General features: G+C 46.0%; 22 protein-coding genes. 14 read left to right on the forward strand and 8 right to left on the reverse strand.

Annotated features, from left to right (window positions below):
- The first annotated feature begins 527 nt into the window (after positions 1 to 527).
- The 7 genes from QH73_RS09350 to QH73_RS09380 all read left to right on the forward strand — a co-directional run bounded on the left by QH73_RS09350 (position 528) and on the right by QH73_RS09380 (position 11413).
- Positions 528 to 3071, forward strand: a complete 2544-nt coding sequence (locus QH73_RS09350; RefSeq protein ID WP_039716641.1) for a glycosyltransferase — start codon at positions 528 to 530, stop codon at positions 3069 to 3071.
- 32 nt (positions 3072 to 3103) lie between these two features.
- On the forward strand, positions 3104 to 4984 hold the full coding sequence (locus QH73_RS09355; protein WP_236146957.1) for an ABC transporter ATP-binding protein: 1881 nt from the start codon (positions 3104 to 3106) through the stop codon (positions 4982 to 4984).
- A gap of 2 nt (positions 4985 to 4986) precedes the next feature.
- Complete coding sequence (locus QH73_RS09360) at positions 4987 to 6279, forward strand: glycosyltransferase family protein (RefSeq protein WP_052290173.1); 1293 nt, start codon at positions 4987 to 4989, stop codon at positions 6277 to 6279.
- Between the two features lie 33 nt (positions 6280 to 6312).
- On the forward strand, positions 6313 to 7512 hold the full coding sequence (locus QH73_RS09365) for a glycosyltransferase family A protein (protein ID WP_039716640.1): 1200 nt from the start codon (positions 6313 to 6315) through the stop codon (positions 7510 to 7512).
- Positions 7509 to 8795 carry a glycosyltransferase family protein gene (locus QH73_RS09370; protein WP_201278059.1) on the forward strand — a complete coding sequence of 429 codons (1287 nt, stop codon included), beginning with the start codon at positions 7509 to 7511 and terminating at the stop codon, positions 8793 to 8795. The genes QH73_RS09365 and QH73_RS09370 overlap by 4 nt, the downstream gene beginning before the upstream one ends.
- 93 nt (positions 8796 to 8888) lie before the next feature.
- Entirely contained in the window at positions 8889 to 10136 is a 1248-nt protein-coding gene (locus tag QH73_RS09375) for an efflux RND transporter periplasmic adaptor subunit (RefSeq protein ID WP_039716639.1), read from the forward strand.
- Between the two features lie 92 nt (positions 10137 to 10228).
- Positions 10229 to 11413, forward strand: coding sequence for an ABC transporter permease (locus QH73_RS09380; protein ID WP_039716638.1), 1185 nt, complete (start codon positions 10229 to 10231; stop codon positions 11411 to 11413).
- A 90-nt stretch (positions 11414 to 11503) separates the two neighbouring features.
- Here QH73_RS09380 and QH73_RS09385 read toward each other — a convergent pair whose 3' ends face one another.
- The 4 genes from QH73_RS09385 to QH73_RS28725 all read right to left on the reverse strand — a co-directional run bounded on the left by QH73_RS09385 (position 11504) and on the right by QH73_RS28725 (position 13944).
- Positions 11504 to 12439, reverse strand: a complete 936-nt coding sequence (locus tag QH73_RS09385; protein WP_039716637.1) for a polyphosphate kinase 2 family protein — start codon at positions 12437 to 12439, stop codon at positions 11504 to 11506.
- A gap of 274 nt (positions 12440 to 12713) precedes the next feature.
- The gene (locus QH73_RS09390; RefSeq protein WP_039717676.1) at positions 12714 to 13163 is read right to left on the reverse strand and encodes a GNAT family N-acetyltransferase; all 450 of its coding nucleotides are present in this window, start codon (positions 13161 to 13163) and stop codon (positions 12714 to 12716) included.
- 36 nt (positions 13164 to 13199) lie between these two features.
- Positions 13200 to 13781, reverse strand: coding sequence for a TetR/AcrR family transcriptional regulator (locus tag QH73_RS09395; RefSeq protein ID WP_039716636.1), 582 nt, complete (start codon positions 13779 to 13781; stop codon positions 13200 to 13202).
- A 37-nt stretch (positions 13782 to 13818) separates the two neighbouring features.
- Positions 13819 to 13944: a hypothetical protein gene (locus QH73_RS28725; protein WP_286194080.1), complete on the reverse strand. Its 126-nt coding sequence runs from the start codon at positions 13942 to 13944 to the stop codon at positions 13819 to 13821.
- Between the two features lie 196 nt (positions 13945 to 14140).
- On the opposite strand from QH73_RS28725, the gene QH73_RS09400 reads away from it, so the two are divergent.
- Positions 14141 to 14587: a DUF874 domain-containing protein gene (locus tag QH73_RS09400; protein ID WP_039716635.1), complete on the forward strand. Its 447-nt coding sequence runs from the start codon at positions 14141 to 14143 to the stop codon at positions 14585 to 14587.
- Positions 14588 to 15039: 452 nt separating this feature from the next.
- Complete coding sequence (locus tag QH73_RS09405) at positions 15040 to 15801, forward strand: bacteriorhodopsin (protein ID WP_236146958.1); 762 nt, start codon at positions 15040 to 15042, stop codon at positions 15799 to 15801.
- A gap of 32 nt (positions 15802 to 15833) precedes the next feature.
- Here QH73_RS09405 and QH73_RS09410 read toward each other — a convergent pair whose 3' ends face one another.
- Positions 15834 to 16718 (reverse strand): carbohydrate ABC transporter permease, encoded by an 885-nt coding sequence (locus QH73_RS09410; RefSeq protein ID WP_039716634.1) that lies wholly within the window; start codon positions 16716 to 16718, stop codon positions 15834 to 15836.
- 77 nt (positions 16719 to 16795) lie between these two features.
- Positions 16796 to 16930, reverse strand: coding sequence for a hypothetical protein (locus QH73_RS28730; protein WP_286194095.1), 135 nt, complete (start codon positions 16928 to 16930; stop codon positions 16796 to 16798).
- 4 nt (positions 16931 to 16934) lie between these two features.
- Between QH73_RS28730 and purN the strand changes: the two genes are divergently transcribed.
- Complete coding sequence (gene purN, locus QH73_RS09415) at positions 16935 to 17519, forward strand: phosphoribosylglycinamide formyltransferase (RefSeq protein WP_374189018.1); 585 nt, start codon at positions 16935 to 16937, stop codon at positions 17517 to 17519.
- 166 nt (positions 17520 to 17685) lie between these two features.
- Here purN and QH73_RS09420 read toward each other — a convergent pair whose 3' ends face one another.
- Positions 17686 to 18492, reverse strand: a complete 807-nt coding sequence (locus QH73_RS09420; protein WP_039716632.1) for a WecB/TagA/CpsF family glycosyltransferase — start codon at positions 18490 to 18492, stop codon at positions 17686 to 17688.
- Positions 18485 to 19558 carry an NAD-dependent epimerase/dehydratase family protein gene (locus QH73_RS09425; protein ID WP_039716631.1) on the reverse strand — a complete coding sequence of 358 codons (1074 nt, stop codon included), beginning with the start codon at positions 19556 to 19558 and terminating at the stop codon, positions 18485 to 18487. Before QH73_RS09425 ends, QH73_RS09420 begins: the two co-directional genes overlap by 8 nt.
- A 1188-nt stretch (positions 19559 to 20746) precedes the next feature.
- Between QH73_RS09425 and QH73_RS09430 the strand changes: the two genes are divergently transcribed.
- The 4 genes from QH73_RS09430 (at position 20747) to QH73_RS09445 (ending at position 26445) form a co-directional block, all read left to right on the forward strand.
- A complete protein-coding gene (locus tag QH73_RS09430; protein WP_039716630.1) occupies positions 20747 to 21730 on the forward strand; it encodes a DUF3102 domain-containing protein in 984 nt (327 codons plus the stop codon).
- A gap of 237 nt (positions 21731 to 21967) precedes the next feature.
- Complete coding sequence (locus QH73_RS09435) at positions 21968 to 24154, forward strand: GumC family protein (protein WP_052290171.1); 2187 nt, start codon at positions 21968 to 21970, stop codon at positions 24152 to 24154.
- Positions 24155 to 24317: 163 nt separating this feature from the next.
- Entirely contained in the window at positions 24318 to 25145 is an 828-nt protein-coding gene (locus QH73_RS09440; protein WP_039716629.1) for an ABC transporter permease, read from the forward strand.
- A gap of 16 nt (positions 25146 to 25161) precedes the next feature.
- Complete coding sequence (locus QH73_RS09445) at positions 25162 to 26445, forward strand: ABC transporter ATP-binding protein (protein WP_039716628.1); 1284 nt, start codon at positions 25162 to 25164, stop codon at positions 26443 to 26445.
- The last annotated feature ends 16 nt before the right edge of the window (positions 26446 to 26461 follow it).

The following is a 26461-nucleotide window of genomic DNA, read 5'->3' on the forward strand; positions in this document are numbered from 1 at the left end:
CTGGATACTACACACTTAATTCGAGCGTGTCAACCCCATATTTGCAAACACCGAGTTCGAGACATTTGTGCAAATTTTGCACAAACTTGAGGATACTTGCAAAAACAGGTTCGGATTCCAGACGCGCGATTGAAGGACTGTTTTGCAAAAATCTGAAATTCAAAGGGAGCAGGGAAACCCATACTTTATTCACTCCAAATTAGCTACAAGCAAGAGACAACAACTAATAGAGAGAAAATATCGACCAATTATCCTGAGTTGAAAATAGGGCATTGTGTTACAAGTTACCAAAAAAACTCGATTGTCTAGTTGACACTTGTAATTAACTTTGGTAAGAGTGTAGCTTATGACTAGGTTTTGATAGAAACTAATTTTTGCCTTAATTAACGATTGCGATCGCGGTCGTTCGCGCTCTGCCACATGCGTGAGGGGCAGTACTCCTGTGTTGTATCTCGACACAAGCGGCAAGAATTAAGTATCGAGATTTAAAAATTTAGAAATTTGAACTATGAGGAGCGGAATCCTGCATGAGTCTGCCGTGTTCTAGCTTCAGTTATGCACCGCTGGTCACCAGGGAAGCAGTCACAGCTCAGGGTAAGTTTTTATACGTTAACGATCGCAAGTTTTTTCTCAAAGGAGTGAGTTACGGTCCCTTCTCTCAGGCAACTCACGGCACTCCCTTTCCTGAAAAACAGGTTGTCGAGAAAGACTTTGCCTTGATGGTAGAACTAGGAGCGAACTGTATCCGCACGTATACCGTTCCCCCTGTATGGCTGTTGGATCTGGCAGCAGCTTACGGTCTGAGGATCGTGGTCGGTATTCCTTGGGCTGAGCATATCTGTTTTTTGAGTTCCTCTGCCGTCCGAGCAGAGATTCGAGGCGCGATCGCTGATGGCGTGCGAGCCTGTCGTGACAGCCCTGCTACATTTGCCTATCTAGTCGGTAACGAGATCCCGCCAGATGTCGTTCGCTGGCATGGAGCTAAGCAAGTTCGAGCTTTCCTGAGAGATTTGGTTTCGGTTGCCAAGGATGGAGATCCAACCGCACTTGTTAGTTATGCTAACTACCCCTGTACTGAGTATTTAGATATTGACTTCACTGATTTTTTATCCTTCAACGTCTATCTACACAAGGAAAAAGACTTTCGCAGTTACCTAGCGCGGCTGCACAATCTAGCAGAAGATAAGCCACTAGTACTAAGCGAGTTCGGCATCGATTCTATCCGCGAGGGTGTAGAGGGGCAAGCTCAGATTCTCGATCGCAAATTGGCATCGAGTTTCAAAACCGGAGCAGCAGGCACGATTGTCTTTTCTTGGACAGACGAGTGGTTTACTGGCGGGTTTGCGATTCAAGACTGGGCGTTCGGTTTAGTCGATCGCGATCGGCACAAAAAGCCAGCATTCTATAGCGTGCAGCAGTATTATCAATCGCTGCTACCACCACAACTACTTGAATATCCCAAAGTCTCGGTGGTTGTCTGTACTTACAATGCCGAACGAACTCTAGACAGTTGCCTCGCCTCGCTAGAGCGGCTCAATTACCCTAATTATGAAGTGATTGTGGTTAATGATGGATCTACAGACGCTAGCTTAGAAATTGCTCGGAAATATGACTATATTCGTTTAATTACTCAAGAAAACAAGGGATTGAGTGTCGCTCGCAATGTCGGGATCGCCGCTGCTGAAGGCGAAATTATTGCCTATACTGATTCTGATTGCGTTGCCGACCCAGACTGGTTAATTTACCTGGTAGATAAATTTCTCAGTTCAGGACTTTCAGCCGTTGGTGGTCCCAACTTGCCCCCACCAGAAGATGCTTTAATCCCTGCTTGTGTGGCAGTGTCTCCTGGTGGTCCTACCCATGTCTTACTGAACGATGAAGTAGCAGAACATATTGCTGGCTGTAACATGGCTTTTCGCCGAGCAGCGCTAGCGGAAATTGGCGGTTTCGATCCGTTGTTTCACGCTGCTGGCGATGATGTCGATCTGTGCTGGCGGTTACAAGACCAAGGCTATACGATTGGCTTTAGTCCCGCCGCGATCGTCTGGCACTTTCGCCGCAATACCGTAGCCGCTTATTTAAAACAACAACGAGGCTATGGCAAGGCAGAAGCTCTAGTCTACTTCAAACACCCCTATCGCTTTAATCTGTTGGGACAACCCCGTTGGTTCGGCAGAATTTACGGCGGACTTTACTCCACTTTTCTCATCGGTCAACCGACTATTTATTCAGGAGTGTTCGGTCGCGGCTTTTTTCAGATGTTGTATCAACCTCCAGCCTCTCTGTTTGGCTATCTCCCTCTAACTTTAGAGTGGAACCTAGCGATCGCCCTCTTTGGTGCTTTATCGCTGTTATCCAGTCACTTCCCTTGGGTTGCCATCGTCATGCTGTTAATTTCCTGGGGTTGGTCTGTGGCTGCTGCCGTACAAGCACCAATTGATTCCCGTTTTCAGGGCATAAAAGCGCGTTTGTTGGTCGCAACGTTAATTTACTTAGGTCCACTGGTTCGCAGTCTAGAGAGGTATCGCTGGCGGTTTAAGGGACTAACTCAGATGGATGCGATCGAGTGCGATCGCCTCACGCAAAAACCCGAAGTTGTTTGGCACAAGTCTGCCTTTTACTTGTCCTATTGGACGGAAGCCGGGATGGAGAAAGAAAGTTTGCTGTTGGGGGCGATGGAACTGCTTGGATCTCGCAAGTACTTTATCATTCCCGATCGCGGTTGGAGCAGTTGGGACTTGGAAGTTTATCGAGGCATCTGGTCGAAGGCTCAGATCAAAGTTTGTACCGAAAACCACGGTAGCGGTAAACGGCTGCTGCGCGTACGGTGTGGATTGAAGCTGACGCAGCTCGCTAAAATGACAGCGATCGCCTGTATCTCACTAGCAGTTGCCGCGATCGCCCTCGGCAGGACTGAACTGGGGGCGATCGCAACGATCGCGAGTACGATTACTGCTACTACAATTCTGTATCAACACATCCGCCTCGGTCGCATTCTCTACTACGTCATGGAGAGCGTAGCACAAAGGCTTTATTTATTGCCAACATCAAACATGGACGATGGGCAATAGACAGATGGTAATTGGTAATGGGTAATTGGTAGTTGCCTCCTTGTCTCCCTTGTCTCCCTTGTCCTCCTTGTCTTCCCGACTCTCGTACGGGCGGGTTTCCAAACCCACCCCTACCGACTCCCGACTCCCGACTCCCAATGATAATAATCCTCGCCCGTAAAACCTTACGCTACCTTCTGCCCTACCGCTTCCTATTTTTAGTGGCGATCGCGCAGGTGATTTTGCTGAATGCTTTAGAATTGCTGAAGCCTTGGCCCCTCAAGCTAATTATCGACAACGTACAGGTTGGCGGTCAGCCGCTACCGTGGGAATTTTTAAAAGGCTTGTCTCGCGAGCAGCTACTTTTGGCGATCTGTATCGGACTGGTGCTGATCTATCTACTTTGGGGCAGTCTGTCACTATTACATAACTACACGACTATTAGCATCGGTCAGCGCATGGTCAACGATCTGCGCGGCGACCTCTACAGCCACTTACAACGCCTTTCTCTAGCTTTTCACAATCGCCAACAAGTAGGAGATTTACTCTACCGCATCGCTACCGATACCTATGCAATTCAAAGCTTGACGATGAACACCGCGATCCCCATCCTCTCAGCAGTGGTGTTTTTGGTGGGGATGTTTGTCATCATGGTGCAGCTCGATCCGTTACTAACTTTCTTAGCGCTGAGCGTTTGTCCGGCTTTGTTTATCACGCTGTCGCTGTTAAATCGCCCGATCAACAAAGCAGCAACTCAATCTCACCAGCAAGAGAGCGTGGTTTATTCGCTCGTGCAGCGGAATATCTCTGCCATGCGGATCATCCAGGCGTTTACCAAAGAAGATGAAGAACACAACAAGTTCATGGCGGCGAGTCGGGAGAGCTTAGCGGCACGATTGCGGCTTTACAATCTCCAAAGTCTCTACTCTGGGGTAGTCAGTTTAGTTAGCGCCGTGGGTACTGCCTTAGTCGTGTGGGTTGCTGCCAATCAAGTATTGGCTGGTGAATTGACGGTGGGCGAGTTGGTGTTGTTTACCTCTTACCTTGCCTCACTTTACGACCCAATTAATAGTATCAGTCAAACCTACGGAATGACTCAGTGGGCGCAGGTGGGCGTGATGCGAGTCTTTGAAATTTTGGATATCGAGCGAGATCTGCCAGAGGGAACTAAAACATTCCCTAGAGTTGGAGCTAAGGGGGAAATTGTTTGGGATAGTGTCAGTTTCGATTATCTGCCCAACCAGCCGACGTTGAAACACATTAATTTGCGCGTGCGAGCGGGGGAGAAAGTGGCAATTGTCGGTCCCACGGGAGCGGGAAAATCAACTTTAGTTAGTCTATTACCTCGCTTTTACGATCCGCAAGTCGGTCGAGTCACGATTGATGGAGTTGACGTACGAGAGTTTCAACTGAAGTCCTTGCGCCGTCAGATTGGCATGGTGCTGCAACCGCCGATCGTTTTTCCCCTTAGCTTTCGGGAGAATATCGCCTACGGTCGCCCCGATGCCGCGCTGTCAGAGGTTGTGTCTGCTGCCCGTCTTGCCCGAATTCACGATTTAATTGTCAGTACGCCCGAAGGATACGACACGGTCGTAGGGGAGAGGGGAGCGACTCTTTCAGAAGGGGAAAGACAACGCTTGACGATCGCCCGGGCAATTTTACTAGACGCACCGATTTTAATCTTGGACGAACCCACCTCCTCAGTGGATGCCGAAACTGAAGCGCTGATTATGGAAGGATTAGACCGACTTACCGTCGGACGGACGACCTTAATTATTGCTCACCGACTCTCAACCGTGCGTCAGGCTGATTCGATTGTCGTGTTACGAGCTGGGCAGATTGTCGAACAAGGTACATTTGCCGAATTGATGAGTCAAAAGAGTGCATTTGCGGCGCTCTACCGTACCCAGTTCAGTTTACAGGGGGAGAAATAAATATGTCGCTGCGGATTGCGATCGCTGGTTTAGCTGGGACATATCCCTTCGGGGGCATGTTTTGGCATTACTTACAATACTTACTCGGATTGCAACGGCTCGGTCACGATGTCCTATATATAGAAGATACGGGTAAATGGTGTTACGACCCAGTTGCAAAAACATTTGTTGAGGATGGGTCGAAAAACGCTGCCTTTTTAGCGCGAGAACTAGCCATTTTAGATGAGAGTTTGAGCGATCGCTGGTTTTTTCGCGACGTAACTGGTAAGACCTACGGTCGTCCTTGGCACGATGTTGTCGAGTTCTGCCGCAGTGCCGACCTGTTACTCCACATTTCTGCTGGGCATTGGATGCGCGAAGAAAATTTTACCAATGCCAAAGTCATCTTAATCGATACCGATCCCTTATATACCCAAGCTGGACTGCTGACTGGTTCCCCTACGGAAGTCGCAGCCCGCGTTGCTTGGTGGCAGGAACATCACGACGTTTTCTTCAGCTTTGGCGAAAATATTGGCGCTGCTGATTGTCAAGTTCCCTGCGAATCATTTGACTGGATACCCACACGCCAACCCATCGTATTAGATTGCTTCGACCGAGCAACCGTACCAGTCACAGAGCGGCGACCCGTGTTGACAACCGTTGCATCGTGGGAACCGAAAGAAAAGGGTCCGGTAGTCAACAGCGTTGCTTATACCGGAAAAAGTAGCGAATTCGAGCGCTACATGGATTTACCATCTCACAGTCCGCTACCACTCGAATTAGCTTTGAGCGGTTCCGCCCCGGTCGAGAGGCTGCAAGAATCCGGTTGGATCGTGCGTGATGGCTACGAAGTTTCCCACAACCCTTGGGTCTACCGAGATTATCTCGCTCATTCCTTTGGCGAGTGGAGTATTGCCAAGAACGCTTACGTTGCCAGTCAAAGCGGCTGGTTTTCTTGTCGTACAGCCAGCTACCTCGCCCTTGGCGTACCAGTCATTTTACAAGATACAGGATTTAGCAAAACCATTCCCACTGGAGAAGGGTTATTAACATTTACAACCACAGCTCAAGCAGCAGCGGCAATTGAGCAATTAAAAACCAACCCGCAGCGACACGCCAAAGCCGCCAGAGAAATCGCCCAAGAGTATTTTGACTCGGATAAGGTGCTGACAAATTTGCTCGAAAAAGCAGGGAATCGGGAGTCGGTAGGGGCGGGTTTGGAAACCCGCCCGTACGGGAGTCGGGGAGAGCTGGGGGAGCTGAGGGAGCTGAGGGAGCTGGGGGAGCAATTCCAGCCACCAGCCACTAGTCACTGATAACTGATAACTGTCAATCAACAACGCAATGTAATGACCAAAGTTACCGTAGCACTAACCACATACAATCGATCGCAGTTACTCAAACTCAGTTTGGCAAGTGTCTTAGCTCAAGACTATCCAGACTTTGGGGTGATGGTTCTCGATAATGCTTCGACAGACGATACTGAAGCAGTCGTGCGATCGCTTGCCGAAGGCGACGATCGCGTCACTTATATTCGTAATGAAACGAATATTGGCGGTTTAGGTAACTGGAACCTAGCTATTGAATTAAATACTAGTCCTTATTTAACAATTTTGAGCGATGACGATTTGATGCTACCGGGGTTGATCGGCGCATCTGCCCGAGTCTTAGACGAGCATCCGCAAGTGGGGTTTTCATTTGCAATGGTGAGACTGATCGATGCTGATGGTAACTCCCTAGACTTGCAGCACACGGGAAACATTTCTGGTGGTTTGGTCAAGGGTCTCGATTTTCTCGAACAGACGATTTCCTGGCAGGGTTGTCCGGTTTATACTTCTAGTTTATTTTTCCGCGCTTCAGCGCTGGCAGTCGTAGGACAGTTTGATAGTCCCCATTCCAAGCATACATTTGACTTGACGACGATCTATCGGCTGGCTGCCAAGTTCGACATCTTCTTTTTAGCCCGAGAACTCGCTCAAGTCCGCCTGCACCCAGGACAAATTACCGAAACAGACTGGCGCTTCGATCGCAACGGACCTATTGGTGTCATTGCTGAAATTATCGATGCGGTAGCTTATCTTTTACAAAGCGATCGCGCTAGGGACGAGAACTATCGCCAATGGCTTGCCGAGCGCTTCCTCGCCCTGCACGCACGTCAAAGCGAATACACGCAAATGGCTCTACCCCACATGCAACAAACTTGGGAAGAACGATTGCAATTAGCTACCCAGGAAATTGCTCGGTTAATCCCCCCAGAAGAAGCCTACATGCTTGTTGATGACGGTCAGTGGCAAGGGGAAGCGATCGCCTCTACACCAGCTATTCCTTTCCTTGAAAAAGACGGGCAGTACTGGGGCGCGCCACCAGATGACGCAACGGCAATTCAAGAACTGGAACGGTGGCAAAGCAAAGGGGTGCAGTTTATCGTTTTTGGCTGGTCGGCGTTTTGGTGGTTCGATTACTATTCTGGACTGGAACGTTACTTGCGCTCCCATTGCCACTGTGTATTGAAAAATACTCGCCTTGTTGTATATAGCCTTCAACCATGATGCAAAAGTCAAAAGTCAAAAGTCAAAAGTCAAAAGTCAACATTCCCCGATTCCCAACTCCCGATCGCGCAAGTTGCTTACGAATCGTCGTCCTCGGCTACATCGTGCGCGGTCCTTTGGGTGGGATGACTTGGCATCCTTTGCAATACCTGATGGGTTTGGCAAACTTAGGTCACGATGTTTATTTCATCGAAGATAGCGATGATTATCCCTCTTGCTACGACCCGACACGCGGCTATATGGATACCGATCCTACCTACGGTTTGAAATATGCTGCGAGTATCTTCGAGCGAGTTGGCTTGGGCGATCGCTGGGCGTATTACGATGCCCACACGAGTTCGTGGTTGGGAGGTTGTGCTGACCGGATTGAGGAAATTTGCACTACTGCCGAGTTGTTACTCAATTTAGATGGAGTCAACCCGCTACGCCCTTGGCTGCTGCAAATTCCTAACCGTGCGTTAGTTGAGGGGGATTCAGTCTTTACTCAAATTCGCCACCTCACCGATGCTTATGCTTACGAACAAGCGCGACAGCATACAACTTTCTTTTCTTGTGCCGAAAATATCGGTCAGAGCAAATGTACTATCCCCGATGATGGTTTTCCCTGGCAACCCACGCGCCAACCGATCGTTCTCGATGCCTGGTCGGTGACACCTTTACCTGATGCCTCAGCCAAATTTACGACAGTCATGCAATGGGAAAGTTACCCAGCGCGAGAATATAAAGGTATCCGCTATGGCTTAAAAGCGGATGCTTTTCCCCCTTACATAGATTTACCAAAGCGGGTAGGATCGATCCTGGAGCTAGCAGTGAGTGGAGGTAATACACCCACCGAGCTACTAGCAACTAAAGGCTGGAGAGTACGAGAGCCGCCCACGCAAACACCCTGGACTTATCAGGAATACATTCAGCAATCGAAGGCAGAGTTTAGTATAACCAAGGATGCTTTTGCCGTGACTTATAGTGGTGTTTTTAGCGAACGCAGCGCTTGCTATCTCGCTAGCGGTCGTCCCGTGGTGATTCAAGACACGGGTTTTTCCAATTGGTTACCTACTGGTGCAGGCGCGATCGCATTTAGTAACCTAGAGGAGGCGATCGCGGGGATTGAAGCAATTAATAGCCGCTACGAATTCCACTGCCAAGCAGCAAGAGCGATCGCTCAAGAATATTTCGATGCCCGTCACGTCCTACCACCTTTACTTGAAGCCGCCATGAAAGGAGGAGTGAGGAGCGAGGAGCGAGGAGTAAGGGGAAAGAGAGCTGAGGGAGAGTTGCCCAGCTGAGGGAGAGAATTGACTCACCACTCACTACACCCTACACCCTACACCCCATTCTTCACTGATAACTGATAACTGATAACTGATAACTGGTCAATCGTGAGCAGAAAACAGGGAAAGCACAAATTTCGTTCTGGTATGCAATGGCTAGCTTGGTCGGCGACTCTAGCCGGAATTTGCTTAGCTAGCGGGCTGGGTTACTTCCTAGTTTTCAATTCCACTGCCGAACCAGTGATGGTACAAATGGTAGCCGTAGAAACAGGAACCGTAGAAAATACAATTGATGAAAGCGGTACTGTAGAACTTCAGGGACAACGAACGATCAAGTCGCCTACTGAAGGTGCTGTCGATCGCGTCTTAGTACAGCCGGGAAATCAAGTGAAAGCCGATCAGGTACTCGTCATTCTCCGCTATCCCGAGCGCCAAACCGCTTTAGCTAACCAGCAATTGAAAATACTAGAGGCGCAAGCTACTTTGGTACGCAATCGTCAAAAAATCTTGGAGGCTCAGGAACAGTTAATTGCTGATGAAAAAATTCGTAAAAAACTAGACGCTTTGGCACAGGAAGGAGCCGTAGCGCAACAACAAGTCCAAGAGCTAGAGGATAAAGTGCGGCAAAATGAAGCTGACATCCGCAACGCTCAATTAGAGGCTCAGAATGCGACAATCCAACTTCAGATCGAGCAACTTCAGCGTCAAAGCATTCAGCAAAAACTCCAAGATACATTAGTGCGATCGCCTTTAGATGGAACAGTTTTGGGAGTCAGCGTCAAAAATGGTGATGGAGTTGAATTGCGTACCGATCTACTGACAGTTGGCGATCCGGCACAAGTGAAAATCAAACTTTTGCTTTCTCCCCTGAACGCCGCCCAAGTCAGAGTCAATCAAGTGGTTCGCGTCAGCGCGATCGCTCCTAACGCCAAAACGTTTACTGGTAAAATTCAAAGCGTATATCCCCAGGCAGTGACTCCCGAAGAAAGTCAAAAACAAAGCGGTCGTAGTGGTAGTAGCGAGCGATCGAATCAACCTAGAGTACCCGCAACTGTCAAACTCGACACCCCAACGCGATCGCTCATTCCTGGCAGCGGCGTAAACGTTGAGATCGTACTAGAGCAGCGGCGCAATGTCCTAGTCTTGAATTCAGAAGTGATTCAACGCACCGAACAGCGTCCTTTTGTTTGGGTAAAAGATAGTCAAAACAAAGCTCAGAAACGATATCTTAAATTAGGTTTAGAAGGATTACTCACCGCCGAAATTGCTGCTGGACTGAACTTTGGCGAAAAAGTCATTTTACCCCCTGCCGAAACCACCCTAACCCCAGGAACGCCAGTTATCAGTGGTCAGTGAACAGTTATCAGTGGTCAGTGACCGGTTATCAGTTGTCAGTTATCAGTTAATTCTCACTTACGAATTACGAATTACGAATTACGACTTATCCAATGAGCCTTTCACCCATCGAACTACTAGTCCTCACCTTTTACTCTTTGCGTAGTAATCCCCTGCGTTCTGCTTTGACGGCGTTAGGCGTATTTATGGGTGTGGCAGCAGTTAGCGCTACGCTTCAAGTTGGCAGCATCAGCCGGATTGTGATTGCCCAGAGATTAGCAGAAAGAGACGCGCCTCAGATTATGGTAGGGCTAAATTGGCAAGCAGGCAGCGACTTGAGCGCTCAAATGAGCCTAGCAGATTTGGAATTTTTCCGCCAACGGCTCTCTGGCTTACGGGCAAGTAGCGGCGCAGCTTGGGTAGGCTCGGCTGAAACTATATTTCAAACTGAAGAAGCTAGTCCTCAGATGATGGCAGTGACCCCAGATTTTTTACTCACCTTGGGTAGACCGTTGGAAGCAGGACGGTTCTTTACTGCTGCTGATTTCGCCAACTATCGACCTGTGGTTGCGATCGATCGCTTTCTGGCGGATAAGCTATTCAAAGATGGTCAAGCAGTCGGACAACGCCTTTATGCTAACAATAGACCCTACGTAGTAGTGGGAGTCGTACCGACTAAAATGCAGGAAAACGCACCACCTGAAGGACAATTGTTAGTACCGCTACCAGTTTATAGTTCTCTTACAGGTAGCCGTGCTGTCGATACAATTCAGCTTCGTCCTCGCCGGATTGAAGACCTTGAAGCTTTTGGCAACCAAGTACAGCAACTCTTGGCACAACGTTTTCCAGGTAGAAGTTATTGGGCTTGGAACAATGTAGCAGACATCATTCAACAACAAAAAATCATGCAGCTAGCCTCTCAAGCGTTAACTGTAGTGGGTGCAATTTCCCTCCTCGTAGGAGGTGTGGGTATTGCCAATATTACGATCGCTTCAGTGATAGAACGCACGCCAGAAATCGGTTTGCGTCGGGCTTTGGGAGCAACTCAGCAAGATATTATGGCGCAATTTATTTTAGAAGTTGCGCTTTTAAGTTTAATCGGCGGGACGATCGCCATAGGGACGGTGCATGGGATTGCTGTTGCTGTCTCCGATACATTTGGCTTGCCCTACCAATTTGAACCCAGTACGGCAAGTCTAGCGCTAGCTTCAGCTTTACTAGTCGGTATGGGTGCTGGTTTTATTCCCGCTCTCCGTGCCAGCCAACTCGATCCAGTCAAAGCTTTGCGATCGGAATAAGCATCAACAAAAGTCAAAAGTCAAAAGTCAAAAGTCAAAATCTTTTTACACCCGACTCCCGACTCCCTGCTCCCTGACAACTGATAACTGTCAATCAGGAATAATGATATTTTCTAAATCCTGCGCTGCTGCTGGATACTGTGGATTCATTGCTTCTAACGTATCGGCGATCGCTCGGGCAATGACTAAGTTTCTATACCACTTCTTATTCGCCGGGACGACATACCAAGGAGCATATTCTGTAGAGCAATAATTAATTGCATCTTCATAAGCTTGTTGGTAATCATCCCATAATTTCCGCTCGTTGACATCGTTAATAGAAAATTTCCATCGCTTATCTGGATCTTCCAGCCGCTTTTCTAATCTCCGCTTTTGTTCGTCTTTAGAAATATGTAGAAAAAACTTAATAATACTGACATTATTCAAAACCAGCATTTGTTCAAATTCATTAATGCTGTGATATCTTTTCTGCCATACTGCTTCCGGGACGAGTTGTTTAACGCGCACGATTAATACATCTTCGTAGTGAGAACGATTAAAAATATTAATCATTCCTCTTTGCGGTGTCCGCTGATGGTATCGCCACAAAAAATCATGGCTCAATTCTTCTTGGCTGGGATTTTTAAAAGACCAAACTCGACAACCTTGAGGATTGATCCCCTGAAAAACATGTTTAATTGTGCCGTCTTTACCACCAGTATCCATTGCTTGCAATACAATGAGCAGACTGCGCTGCTGCTCGGCGTACAGGCGTTCTTGTAACAAACTCAAGCGATCGCGATAATACTCTAATTCCGCTTCTATTTCTTTTTTGCTCTGATAGCTTTCACAAGTATCTGGGTCGATTTGACTTAATTGAATTGGTTCGTTGGGAGTGACGCGATAGCGGGGATAATCGGGTTTTGGTGGTAACTCATCTGCTACAACTGTCTCTGGAGACATAACGCGAGCAACTTTTGCTGTCTCTTTAGCTGTAGTTTTGTCAATATGAGCAGCAGACTTTTTTGCCGATTTTGAGTTTGCCATAGTAACACTATCGCCAAGCTTTATCGAACTTATTTTTCGATTTTATGGCAAGAACCACAGCAGTGTTTCTCTCAAAAGATAGACTCATGTGTTTTGTTTTACAGCAGTGAGGGGTAGTTGGTAGTTAGTTAACAGTTGACAGTTATCAGTGAAGAAAGGGTGTGGGGTGACAGTGACCAGCGACCAGCGACCAGTTAGTTATTTTATCTCCCTCAGCTCCGCGACTCTCTCTTCTCCCTACTCCCTACTCCCTACTCCCTATTATGATTAACGACTACAGCTTTGAATAACGCATAATTGTTACAGGAACACCGATGTTCGTTGCCAAGACAGACAAAGCAAATTTAAGTTTGAGCGATCGCGGTAATTCTTTCCATGTAACTGCAACAAAACCAAAGCGAGTGTAAAACTCTGCTAGTTTACGCCCCAAGCATTCTAAATAAAGCGGCTGAGTTGCTTGTCCAATTAAATATTCCACCAAGTATGTTCCCAAACCTTTACCCCGCCAGTTAGAGGCAACCACTAAACTACCCAATTCTTGCGCCCCAGCAAAAGCCCGTAACTGCCCGCAAGCAACTACTCGTCCGTTGCATTCAACGACTGAAAATTGTTGCCAGCGTAACTGCGTCGGGTCGAGTTTTGCCGATAGCACCAACTTCCGAATCGCCCAAGTATCCTTAGCATTGGCGGGGCGAAGATTGCATCCCGATGGTAGAGTAGACATTCGGTTGAAGTCTAAGTTTTCAAAATTAGATGACAACTACATTTTTACAACTAAACCAACAGCACGACGAACGTATGCTTGATACGACTCATTTGCAGGTGGAAATACCAATCCATAAAGCATGATCCCACTAATGAGGTCGAAGACAAGATCGGCATCTATATCTGTGGCAATTTCCTGTCTGCTTTTTGCTTGTGCGATGACAGCAGCAAAGGCTTGGCGACGGGGTTGGAGATATTTCGCCCAATAAACCTGAGCAAACTGGGGATTGTTAGATGCTGTACTGATGATTAAAGCCACAATTTGCCGTCCTAGAGGATCTAAGGTCATCTGGGTAGCACTGGCAATAATTAGATCGATATCGCTCCAAAAGTTTTTCGTATCGGGGATTTCTACGTCTTCTCTGCGGCTTTCGATCGCATCTGCCACCAGTTCTTCTTTTGAATTGTAGCGTCGGTAAATCGTGGTTTTTCCCACTCCTGCACGGCTAGCGATCGCCTCTATACTCATGCGGTCGTAACCTACCTCGGCTAAGAGTTCCAAGGTGGCTTTATGAATAGCGCGATCGGCTTCTACACTACGCGGTCTTCCAGGCTGATTTTTAATTTTTGCATTCATTATTGGTTCATTGCTCTTGGATCGTCATCTGGTGGTATCATCCGCTACCGCTACGCAAATATAAGCGGCGTGTCTTAACGATGCATCCACCATTGTGATGTTCTTCGTTTAAATCTGCGATCGCCACAAGGCGATCGATGGATGTAGTACCCGTAATCTTCAAACCATCAGCTCTCTAAATCAAATGGGATGACTGTTGCTACTGGCGAGGATTAAATTAAGGAACGACTTCTAGTCTACCTAAAGGAGGAAATTTAGTTAACAACTGAGTAACTTGAAAACCCTCTATCCACAGAACGATCTAGCAGATGAGTTAGTTGGAGTACTGTAAATGCTAAATCGTATAGAGATTGTATCCGATGAAACTGACATATTTGAAGCAACAAGTTTCGACTTTGGGACGTTTTCTGGCAACAACGCTATTTTTTCTGTCTGCGATCGGCTTCGTATGGCACTTTGCCTTGTTCTCAAACCCTGTAGCAATGGCTAGTCCCGCTCCGATTTCGCTCGCAGCGGCAGACTTAGGCGATCGAACTAAAGAAGCAGCCGACGATGTTGCTAAAGGCTCCAAGAATTTGATCCGGGATACGGCAAACAAAGTTGAGCGAACTGCCAACAAAAATGCGGCTAAAGTCGATCGAGCTGACGACGAGGGTAGTGGCGTTGAGCGCAAAGCCAAGCGCGATCGGGATCGGATCGAACAAAGAGCTGAGGAAGATGCCGCTCGGACGGAAAAAGCAGTAGATAAAAACATCAACGCTGTCAAGCGTACTGTTGATAGTATCAAGGACGCTTTTAGCAATTAGAGCAGCAATTTGCTCGGTTAGTTGGGATATCGGTGGAGATCTGGGGCAGAAGATTTACATTTCCTCATAGTCTGCACGTAGAAGCCTAAACTAGAAAGCATAACTCAGAAAGCCTAAGTCAGGAAGATAATTTCTTGGCTTAGGCTTTTTCTTTGGAATGACGAGGGACGAGCGCCAAATATCGAGACCGAGCGTTTGCATGAGGCAAGTATGACTATTATGATGAAATTTACTGAAGCTTAAGGATTGATTAACCATACTAGCTCTCGAATTACAGTGTTAATCTCAAATGATGGGTGTTATATTACATCGCTTTTCCGTATGCACAAATTTTGCCAACAACTCAAAAAAATGACACTAGCCAATTAGTCAGTATGGGAGTAATGTAGTTGTCGAACATCTGAAATAAGCTAAGCAAATGCTAGCATTTGCTGGTAATTCTCATATAACCAATGGATCGCACTACTCAATGGAAAGTTACATGGCAAATTATAAGTTATAAAATTATGACATTTCTCTGGCAGTGGCTTGGTGTATTTGGTATGTCGTTCGGTGCGATCGTTTTTGGAATTGGCGCTCACAACGCAAAAAATCAGCGTTGGCAGATTTTGTATACGCTCAACTTCTTCGTTTGCGCGATCGCTGCTGGACTATATTTAATTATGGCTCTCGGTCAAGGAGTAGACTTTATTAACGGTCGTCCCATTTTTTGGATCAGATATGTTTCCTGGTTTATTTCCACACCTTTATTGCTATTAATTCTCACATATCTTGGTAAAACTAGCATCACAACTACAGCTAGTTTAGTGGGAGCAAATGCTTATACTATTGCTGCTGGTTTTGTTGCTACTATTTCACCCTATCCAGTTAATTATATTTGGTATATTGTCAGTTGTGCAGCTTACTGTGCTACTGTATATCTTCTCCTTCATCAATATCGCCCACAAGTAGAACGTACCTTCCCTAGAGTCATTCCAGCATTCCACAAATTGCTAAAAGTCCACTTGATAATATGGACATTTTACCCAATAGTCTGGATTCTTAGTCCCGCAGGTTTGAATTTCTTAAATATTAGCGTGGAAACAATGTTTGTTACTCTCCTCGATCTGGGTTCCAAGGTAGGTTTTGGTTTTCTTTCATTGCAAACCATGACTGCCATAGAGAAAGCGAGACAGCAAGCAAAAACAGCATCTTCTTTAGTTGTATTTCGTTAATTTGTAGCAAAAAAAGTAGATATAGCGTGCTTCTACTCTTCGTCCCAAGTTCGCAACTGAATATAAACTAAAACTAGCGCTACCAATAACAAAACTGTAGCCGCAGCCGCAGCGTAACCGAAATCAAATTGCCCAAACGCTTCTTGATAAATGTAATAAACTAAAATATTAGTAGAATTTAAAGGTCCTCCACCAGTCACGACATAAATTTGCTCGAAACCCCGCAAAGTAAAAATTGCCGTTGTAATCGCAGCAAAGATTAACGTCGGTCTCAATCCTGGTAGAGTAATGTACCAAAATTGCTGCCAAGCATTTGCTCCATCTAATTCTGCCGCTTCATAACGACTGGGAGGAATTGCTTGCAATCCAGCTAGAAATACCACCATATTGAAGCCTAGCTGCTTCCAAATACTCAATAAAATGATGACTGGCATTGCCCAAATATTACTACCTAGCCAGGGAATCGGAGAAATTCCAATTGCATTCAACCATATATTGACTGGTCCATCGGTTTGAAATAGCCAGCGAAATCCTAACCCAGCGGCGACAATAGACACAATTGAAGGGAGGAAGTAGGCGCTGCGTAATAATCCTCGCCAAGCTATAGTGCGGTTTAATAGTGCTGCCAAACCCAAAGGAATTACTAGGCTGGGAATTACTGTAGCAATGGTAAAATAGAGGGTATTACTGAGAACTTGCCAAAAATCAGGATTGAGAATTAGTCGTAAGTAATTGTTAAACCCCACCCAGCGCACGCCAGCAGCGGTAAAACTTCCTGTAGTGAAGCTAAGGTAAAACAGATAAGCAATGGGAAATATTAAGAATATTCCTAGCATGAGCAGCGCTGGTGTTAGAAAAATCCATGCTGCGATCGCATCGTTATCTAGCAGTTGCTTGCGAGAACGCTCAGAAGCCATACATTGTATTTTAACTTTGTAGGGCTATTTTACTCATTAAAGGGAGCAGGGAGCAGTTATCAGTTATCAGCAATTTTTCACGCCGGGGTGAGGCGATCGCGGCTCGAATGATGGATAATGACTGAGTTAGCACCTTGCTCGATAAAATGCTGTATGACGATCCCAGCAACCACCGCCTCTACTGCCAGCCTAATTTCTCCGGTCGATCCCACTGATATGTGGATACCAGGAGAACCAATTAAACTAGGTATACTTGCTTCTGGAAATGGCAGTAACTTTGAAGCTGTAGCAGAGGCGATCGCCCAAGGTAGACTTAATGCTAAAATTCAAGTCTTAATTTACAACAACCCAGAAGCGAAAGTCGCAGTTCGAGCTGCAAATCGCGACGTACCAGCCGTTTTGCTCAATCATCGTCATTTTCCCAGCCGTGAAGATCTAGATCGTCAAATTGTTCAAACTTTACATCAATATGACGTATCATGGGTTATAATGGCGGGCTGGATGCGAATCGTCACGCCAGTACTGATCGACGCTTTTGCCGAACGAATTATTAACATCCATCCCAGTTTATTACCTAGCTTTCGCGGCATTCAGGCAGTAGAACAAGCCCTTGCTGCTGGTGTAAAAATCGCAGGTTGTACGGTACACATAGTTGTTCCCGAAGTCGATAGCGGGCGCATTCTGCTCCAAGCTGCCGTACCCGTTTTACCCGACGACACCCCCCAAACTCTACACCAACGAATTCACCAACAAGAATATCGAATTTTACCCGCCGCGATCGCTCTTGCTGCAAGACAGTAAGCAGTTGTCAGTTGTCAGTTATCAGTGTACAGACGTTACATGTAACGTCTGTATAAAGTAGTCAGTTATTAGTTGTCGGTCAACCGTCTTCACGGAGTTTAGCGCAGCGCTTACTGTCAAACAATGACGATTAAACCTCGTGCAAAATTTGCACGTCGTTTATAGATTACCCGTAAGATTCAATCGGTTCGCTACCGTCAGGAGCAGGTGGCACAAATTTTTTCCAACCGAGTAACTGAAAGCCAACATACCATAAATAAAGCGGATTGAGCAGGATATAGCGCCGCCACAAGCGTCTGGGTTCTTGTAGCAGACGAAATAACCACTCCAATCCCAAATCTTGCATTGTTTGCGGTGCTGGCGCTAGCCTACCAGCGTGAAAATCAAAGGCAGCACCCACAGCTAAGATGGGGATACCTAGCATTTGGCGATATTCATAAGCCCAAACTTCTTGTCGAGGACAACCAAGACCGAGAAGTACGGCACTGGCTCCAGAGGCTTTAATTCGAGCCACTAACTCTTTTCGTTCCTCTGAGGAGAGACGGCGAAATTTAGAAGGCTCCATGCCCGCAATTTGAAGCTGAGGAAAACGTTGCTGCAACTGACAAGCGAATTGCTGTAATACTTCTATTTGACTGCCATAGAGATAGACGCTCAATCCTTTTTCAGCAAAAGCTTGAGCGATTCTGAGCGTCAGCTTGGGACCGCAAACGCGATCGGGTAATCCTTGCTTGTGCAGCCACCACAAAGCCCAGCGCACGGGTTGTCCGTCAGGAACTACGAGATCCATACCGTTTAATCGGCGGGCGTGAATAGGATCTAAAAATCCCGTCATCACGCCATGAACGGCTAACGCACTGACCGCATAGGGAACTCTCTTTTCAGCCGCAACAACAATTTTGTTGACAGCAAATTCGTAATCTATAGCGTGGATGTTAATCCCTAAGATGGAGTGTTTGCCTCGATTAATCACTGTACTTTAACCACCTTTCACAGTTTTGGGTATAAATCTCCCGCAAAATGTGCGGTACGTCGTATTTAATCGACCAATTTGGATACTTAGCTTTAAACTTTGATAAATCGCTGATGTACCAGATGTGGTCGCCACTGCGATTTTCATCGGTGTAAGAGTAGTTCAACTTTTTGCTAGCAATTTGTTCGCAATAAGCGATCGCCTCTAGCATCGAGCAATTACTCTCTCTACCACCGCCAATGTTGTAAACTTCAGCGATCCCAGGGTTGAGATAGAACTCGTAAAATGCTGAAATTAGGTCTGACGAGTGAATGTTATCGCGGACTTGTTTACCCTGATAACCATAAATCGTGTAGGGATCGCCAGTCACGGTACATTTCATTAAGTAAGCGAGAAAGCCGTGTAATTTTGTTCCCGAATGGCTGGGTCCGGTCAAACAACCACCCCGAAAGCAAACAGTAGGAATGCCAAAGTAATGACCGTACTCTTGTACCAGTACATCGGCTGCAACTTTAGAAGCTCCAAATAGAGAGTGCTTGCTGCGATCGATACTCATATCTTCAGCGATCCCCAAAGCATACTTATGAGCGGGATCGATTTCCCAACGGCGGTCTAACTCGACTAGGGGTAAAAAGTTGGGTAAGTCTCCGTAGACCTTGTTAGTGGAAGTGAAGATAAATGGGGTGTTCGGGCAATGTTGGCGCGTTGCTTGTAACAAGTTCAACGTACCGTTGGCATTGACCGAGAAATCAGAGAACGGATCGCGTGCAGCCCAATCGTGAGATGGCTGGGCTGCGGTATGAATGACAAGGGCAATGTCCTGTTTGTAGTACTGAAAAATGGCATCGAGGCGATCGCTATCTCGGATATCTACATCGTAGTGAGTGTACTCTTTAATCTGAGATTGCAAACGCCTAAGATTCCATTTTGTGGAAGCTTCCTCTCCAAAAAAAAAGCTACGCATATCGTTATCGATACCGACGACATGCATACCGAGAGCGCTAAAAAAACGTACTGCTTCCGAACCAATGAGACCAGCAGAGCCAGTAACGATCGCAACACTCATGGCTTATTCTCAAGCTTTTTGTAATTTTTTCTATGCATTTTTTAGTATGCATTCCAGAGCTGCAATGACTGCCGGTACTTTTGACAATACATGCGAACATCACGATCTATACTTGACCAGGCTAGAGCCGCCACACATGCTAATGCTCAGGCGATCGCGCGTCAAAAATTTGTCTGACATTCGCTCGAATGCCTGCACCTCTGTCGCGAGAATCCTCAGACTGAAAATCTGCAATCTCTCGCTGACAATTTTGCAATACTCTGGATTGAAATTTGGTGTTCTACCACACAGGAACCTGCCAGCTACCGTAGATGGAAACTCCTCAAGATTTCAGCTGCTCTAGGAATTGTTAGAACTGCTTTTTTTCTTCGTCTCTCGGTCTAGATTGCCGTACCTGAGTCCGTAATCGTTAATAGACCAACAGACAATTGGAGTCTGCCGCAGCTACGGTACGAAAGGCGATTTTAATGTAGCCAGAGTCAATATACTCCAACTAAGTGGAATTACGCAACCCATTTTTCTTTCCATCTTGCGATCGCTTCATAAATACGTTTTTGTAGCTGTTGGTGTGACTTGTGCTATGTAGTTGTTGTTGAGCGCGAGGCGCAATCGCACTTAACCTGCAACTAGTATTTAGCCCTGAATGTAATCTATCCCTAAATGTTATGTCTAACTATCTATTCGAGGGAACGGGCAACGGGTAACGGGGAAGAGCGATGAAATTGGTGCAGGATAGATCTTTGACTGCAACGTCGTTTGGATATTGTCAACCGTAATTTCACGGATAATTTGTGACAACTTACCCCAACCTGGAGTCAATTTTCCGTAAAATTTCGCAAGCAATGAATTAAGAAAGATTCTTAACTTATCGTAACGTTTTCGATTTGATAAACCTAAACCCCCATAGTTAAGGCATAAAATGGTCGTCGTTAAATTCTTAGTATCGGTTTGTGCTAGCGATCTCTATCCATCGTCGGCTGAAAATTCTAAAATAAATTTAATGTCTATTTTTTCGCTTGAATTTTTAACTTATGTGTTTAAAACTTGCTTTCGACTTGACTTAGGTTTGTATCATTTTCTACAACAAAACTTGTAAAAAAGATCGCAACTAAGCGTCAATAAATTAATCGAAGGTCATGAACTCGGATCGACAAATGCAAGCCAAGCAAATCTAAACAATCTAAACAAATGGAGCTAGAGCCAGGTTTCGATTACAAAGTTTTAAGTGAGAAAAACCGTTCGCTCGTTCAGCAAAGAACTAAAGAGCTGAAGGAGCGCTTGCAGCGTACAGCTCAAGATATATGGGAAATTGGCAAGAAATTAGTTGAGGTGAGAGCAGAACTGAAAGGACATGGCTACTTTGATGCTTGGCTGAGAGCTGAATTCGGGTGGAGTCGGCGCACGGCATACAACTTTATTTATGTATACGAAGCATTTCCTTATGCAAAATTTGCACAGATGATCATCGAACCATCTGCGCTCTATCGCTTAGCTTCGCCTTCGACTCCCGATGCAATCCGCGACAAATTCATCCAACAAGCTAATGCGGGTAGTAAAGTCAGTCATAAAGAAGTTTTGAAAGCCGTTACTGAAGAAAAGCTGAAGCAAATTCCCAATTCTCCCATCGAACATTCCCTCAAATCGGCAGCAGCTCAAGCAGAAGAAGATCCGTCCCTAAATATAGATAAAGAAGTTAAATCAGTCGTCTCAGAAATACAACAACCTCCCTATAAAGCTGCTTATAAAGCTAATCCAACAATTGTCACCCCACGTTTCCAGCAGTCGCATTGGTACACGTTGGGCATCAATCACCTATTATTTTGCGGCGATACTAACTCACCAGCATTTTTCGATCGCTTACCGGAAGCAGCTTTTGCTTTGGATATTGCGGCAAGTGGTACGTGGCAGCATGACTGGTTGATGTATAAAGCCCGCTCGGCGTTGATCCTCCATCCCCGCGAAAGACTCGATGGAGAGCGGATTAGGCAGCTACTATTGATGTTTTCGGAACGGGAAGATGCAATAATATTACCCTGCGCGCCCAGTGGAGAGGTGATTGCTACGATTGGTAGGCTCAAGCGTAAATTATTTGCTGGCTATCAGAATCGACAACAGTGCCAACAGGCGATCGCGGATTCGGGATTAAAAGCGCAAAAGGTTGAATTACCCTAGTTGTAATCCTAGTCGCAATTGTTACCCTGAAAGCAGATCGCATTTATGCTGATAATGGTATACTGCCAAGAAAGTCTCGTTCTCATTGACAGTTAAGGACAATTAAGTTCTTTGTTAGCGTGGCGATCGCGGCACAGTTCAACTAGCCACCCGCCCTATTCCCAGTAGCATTTGCGCCAGAAATATCTCCGGTCGCGAAACGTTCGCTCTCAATCAGCAGCAACTTACCATTAGCTTATGGAATCTAGAGTGGAATCTAGAGAAGCCGTAGACATCAACTTGCAAAACTTGCAGTTAGCCATCAAACGGCGATGGTTCTCAGCAGCAGGGGTATTTGGCTTTGTCTTAGGACTCTCAACGCTCGCAGCCCTTTTGCAAGCGCCGCTATACCAAGCAGAAGGCAAGCTCTTGCTCAAAAAGCCCAGCGAGACTTCTAGTCTCAATCCTGAAAAGTACGAGCCGCGCTTGGAACCGCTTAGCGCTGAGAGCAATCCGGTGAGTACCGAGTCGGAAATCGTCAGTTCGATCCCGCTGGCACAGAAAACGATCGCCGCGCTCACCCTTAAAGACGAAGAAGGTAAGCCGCTCAAACCAACAGCACTGATTAGTCAGTTGACACTGAAAAATATTCCCGCTACTGACGTGCTGCAAGTCGCATATGAAAGTAAAGATCCTCGGGAAGCAGCGGCAGTCGTCAATAAATTGATGAGCGCTTATGTAGATTACAACATTCAAAGTAACCGCGCCGAAGCCTCAGCCGCAGAAGATTTTATCGTCAAGCAACTGCCGCAGACAGAAAGTACGGTGCGAGCAGCTGAAGCTAGTTTACGCCGTTTCAAGGAACGACATCAAATCGTCAGCCTAGAACACGAAGCCATCTCAGCTGTAGAAGTGCTGAAGGAACTGCAAGACCAAATCACGCTTGCAGAAGCAGCACTCGTACAAACTCAAGGTCGAGCGACAAAACTGCAAAAAGAGATTGCCCTCACTTCCCAAGATGCCGTACCGATTAATTCTCTCAAAGAGTCCCCTGGCATACAGAAGACACTGGCAGAATTACAACGGGTAGAAGGCGACTTGGTTGTCCTTCAAACTCGTTTTGAAGATACCTACCCCGAAGTCCAAAAATTACAACAAAAACGGGATGCCCTCAAACAGTTGTTAGAAGGACGCATAGGACAAATGTTGGGCAACTCGAAACAGGTATCGAATCGCAATTTAGAAGCAGGCGAGTTACAACAAAAACTGGCTGAAGACTTGGTAAGAGCGGAAGTCGAACGCCTCAGTTTGTCTAATAGATTAAACTTTTTAGCTCAAGCTAGAACGAACTACAGACAAAGAGCGAAGATTTTACCGCAATTAGAGCAGCAACAACGGGAGTTAGAGCGACAAGTCAGAGCCGCCCAAGCTACCTACGAATTAATGCTGAAAAAACTGCAAGAACTACGGGTAGAGCAAAACAGAAATATTGGTAACGCTAGCATTATTGAAACAGCATTAGTGCCAGAAACTCCATTATTGGGTAAAAGAGTGATGACTCTCGGTCTGGGAGGAATTGCCGCACTATTACTCGCGATCGCCACGATCGCTATACTCGAACTGAGCGACGCATCAATCAAAACACTCAGAGAAATTAAGCAGGTGTTTGGTTACACCTTGATTGGTAGCATTCCTCAACTGGGCAAATTCATCAAATTGAAACCTGGACGACAGCAAGATTGTCCAGTTCCCGAACTAGCGGTGAGAAATAGCCCTCGCTCGTTGACAGCGGAAGCTTATCGTATGTTACAAGCTAACTTGCGGTTTTTGAATTTAGATCGTCCGCTCAAAGCCGTCGTCGTGACGAGTTCAGTGCCGAAAGAAGGCAAATCGACCGTTTGTGCTAATTTAGCCGTCGCGATCGCCCAGCTAGGACGCAGAGTGTTATTAATTGATGCCGACCTCCGCTCTCCGATCCAACACCATATTTGGCAGCAAACGAATGTAGAGGGTTTGAGCCACGTCCTCGTTGGCGGAACAGACTTTCAGGCAGCAGTAGAACAAGTTATGCCAAACTTACACGTTCTTACGGCTGGAGTCTTACCACCTAACCCAATGGCTTTAATCGACTCTCAGCGAATGGCTGCATTGGTCAGTTCTTTAAGCGATCGTTACGATTTTGTCATCATCGACGCTCCGCCTTTGGTAGTAGCGGCAGATGCTCTGACTCTAGGGAAAATTACCGATGGAATTTTGTTGGTCGCTAGACTAGGGGTGGTCGATTATACTAATGCAGTTGCGGCAAGAGAGGCTCTCAAATGTTCCTGTCAGACAGTGCTGGGAGTTGTTGCCAATAGCGTTCCGTCCGAAAATCGACCTTACAGTTCCTTCCATCGCGATCGAAGTCTCGGCGATCGCGATGCTACGGTAGTCTCTAGTAAGTGAATTGGTAATGGATAGTTGTCAGTTGTCAGTTGTCGTAGTAGGGGCGGGTTTAGCCAGCAGATTCACGGCTCAAGCTCTAATCTTCCTTCAAAATCCGCCCGTACAGTTATCTCGTAGTTAGCGCTCTGTAACCTTCGATGTCCGATTTCTATCCTTTATCAACATGAGAACGCGCGAGATCGTATTAGAAGCAGGTAAAACTGAAAGTCAGTATTGGCGGGATGTTTGGGACTATCGCGAATTATTATATTTTCTCGCTTGGCGAGATATTTTGGTTCGTTACAAACAAACTGCGATCGGTATTCTCTGGGCGCTGATCCGACCGTTTCTCACCACGATCGTGCTGACAGTAGTTTTTAGCGTTTTGGCTAAATTGCCCTCAGAAGAAAACGTGCCTTATCCAATTATGGTGTTTGCAGCAATGCTACCCTGGCAATTTTTTGCGAACGCCTTGACTGAGTGTAGCAATAGCTTAATTACGAACTCTCAAATTATTTCTAAGATTTACTTTCCTCGCTTGATCGTTCCCGTAAGTGCAGTTGTGGTCTGCTTTATAGATTTTTTAATTTCTGGTATGATTTTACTAGCTTTAATGGCATGGTATAATTTCATCCCAAATTGGCGAATTTTAACGCTACCTTTATTTACAGCGATCGCCTTTGCTGCGGCAATAGGTGCTGGTCTGTGGTTAGCAGCCCTGACAGTAGAATATCGAGATTTTCGCCATGTCGTACCGTTTCTCGTTCAAGTCGGTCAATACATCTCGCCTGTAGGTTTTAGTAGCAACATCGTTCCCGAACAGTGGCGATTGCTATATTCTCTAAATCCGATGGTAGGGGTTATTGATGGGTTTCGTTGGGCAATTTTAGGGGGAGAAGCTCAACTTTACCTACCAGGACTAATTCTGAGTGTAGGGTTAGTTTTACTTTTACTTGCCAGCAGTATTTGGTATTTTCGACGCACGGAGCGCACTTTTGCAGACGTGATTTAAGTTGTAGGAATAGATCGTGTCACAAACCGTTATTCGTGTCGAGCAGTTGGGAAAAAAATATCTGCTAGCGCAGCAAGCAGGTGGATATACTAATTTGCGAGAAAAAATTACTCAAAAAACTAAGTCTTTGACTCAGAAAATATTAACTTCCAAACGCACGCATAAATTTAAAACTAAACCAACTTGCGAAGAATTTTGGGCGCTCAAGGATGTTTCATTTGAAGTTAAACAGGGTGAGTGCATTGGAATTATTGGTGGAAACGGAGCCGGAAAATCGACATTATTAAAAGTTTTAAGTCGCATTACCGAACCAACCAAGGGTAAAATACGAATTAAGGGTCGAGTTGCCAGTCTTTTAGAAGTAGGAACGGGCTTTCACCCAGAACTGACAGGAAGAGAAAATATTTATCTCAACGGCGCAATTCTGGGAATGAGTAAAGTTGAAATCAAAAATAAATTTGATGAAATTGTCGCTTTTGCAGAAGTCGAAAAATTTTTAGATACGCCCGTAAAGCGCTATTCCTCCGGTATGTATGTCAGACTAGCGTTTGCCGTTGCCGCTCACCTAGAACCAGAGATTTTAATTATCGATGAAGTCTTAGCAGTAGGAGATATAGCATTTCAAAAGAAGTGTTTGGGCAAAATGGAAAATGTTGCGACTCAAGAAGGTCGAACGGTTTTATTTGTCAGTCATAATATGCAAATGGTTCAAGCTTTGTGTGCTAAAGCTTGCTTACTCAAAGCCGGAAGTATAGTGGCTCAGGGAAAATCAAGTGATGTCATCGAGAAATATTTATTATCCTTGCGATCGCTAACACAACTCAATTCAACCATATTGGAACAGCGAAAAGATCGCTCTGGAGATGGCAGCGCTAAGCTAACTTTTGTGAAGATTGAAGATGGCGATGGAAATAAAGTCATTTGTTCGATTAGCCGCTTAAAACTCACCATCGGCTACCGTAGTGAAAAACCAATTTACTCACCGCGATTTTTAGTCACTATTTATGACTACAACAACGAATATGCCATTTTTGCGCTAGATAGTGATGTCGTAGGAGGAGTTCCCGAACTGCTTCCTGCTGAAGGTACGGTAACTTGTATCACAGAACCAATGTATCTGACACCGGGGCGATGTCGCATTGAACTAGAGATCCTCAGAGGCGAAATTCTGCTTGATTGTATCGAATATGCTGCGTCTTTTGATGTAGAACCTTACGACATTTATGGGTCGGGAAAGTCACCTCCTCGCAGTTGGGCGACTTGCCTGCTGCAATATCAATGGTCTACTCACGTATGCTAATTTTAGTTGAGAAACA

The sequence above is a fragment of the Scytonema millei VB511283 genome (genome assembly GCF_000817735.3).
Lineage (GTDB): Bacteria > Cyanobacteriota > Cyanobacteriia > Cyanobacteriales > Chroococcidiopsidaceae > Chroococcidiopsis > Chroococcidiopsis millei_B.